We start from the raw sequence: 1,014 nt of genomic DNA, 5'->3' as shown, positions 1-1,014 counted from the left end.
CAACTACCTCTCTGAGGTCACATTCAGAAATCCCCATTGGATGTCCACCGAAAAGTACAACACTCCCTGGCTCAAGAGGAGAGGAGAGAACTACTATCAAATCCTGCAGCAACTGTTCGCCAGGTACAGCCTGGAGAGAGCTGCCCACGGCCTGCCCAATGTAGCACCTCTAGTCTGGGATACGCCAATCATGGTCGGTTACAATCCTCGCGTTACCTATATCAATGGACAGCCGATGTACAACAGACCGGACAAACTAATTCCAGAGGACTTCAACCGTCGTGCAGTCGTGAGGACACAGACCTTCGAAAGAAGAATCCTGGATACCATCGATGCTGGTTCTCTTTGGGTAACATCGAACAAAACTCTTATCCCATTGAATAATGAGGAAGGAATGGAAATCCTAGGAAAGCTGGTTTTTGGTTCAGCTGATAGGCCAAGCAAGAACTTCTTCCAATCCCCTTATTATTCTGCCCTGGAAGCTCTTACTTTCGTCACATCAACAGCAAGCGACCGTACGTACGTTGGCAATGCTCTATCCTCACCCATCACAGCTTCCAGAGATCCTGTATTCTTCAACTACCTGGGAAGGATGATCAACATGTTCTTCCAGCACTATAAGAGACAACAGCACCCTTACTCCCATGACCAAGTTGGTTTCAACGGTGTGTCAGTCCAGAATGTAGAAGTTGACAAACTCTTGACTTACTTTGATATGTTTGACTATGAAATAACCAACAGTGTGCCAATGCAGAAGCCCACGGACTTTATTGACCACAGGTACTATGCTAGGCAGTACCGCCTCAACCACAAGCCATACAATTACAAAGTGACTGTCAACAGTAAACAGGCCATTGACGGAATTGTGAGGGTGTTTATTGGGCATAAGTATGATGCTGAAGGTCGTCTGCTCACAATCAACCAAGCCAGGATGAGTTTCTTCGAGATTGACAGGTTCATCGTAAAATTGAGTGCTGGATCGAATTTGATTGAAAGGAGCTCTAAGGAATCTCC

The 1,014-nt window shown here is 46.2% G+C and carries 1 protein-coding gene; it reads left to right on the top strand.

Annotation, left to right across the window (positions count from 1 at the left end):
* Positions 1–40 precede the first annotated feature (40 nt).
* Positions 41–1,014: hypothetical protein (locus MU846_RS14550; protein WP_246954000.1), on the top strand; the 974-nt coding region annotated here is incomplete at its 3' end.

Origin of the sequence: Alcanivorax quisquiliarum (assembly GCF_023051175.1) — a bacterium.
GTDB classification, from domain to species: Bacteria; Pseudomonadota; Gammaproteobacteria; order Pseudomonadales; family Alcanivoracaceae; genus Isoalcanivorax; species Isoalcanivorax quisquiliarum.
The sequence above is the reverse complement of the archived record's forward strand: the minus strand, read 5'-3'. Positions and strand labels throughout refer to the sequence as shown.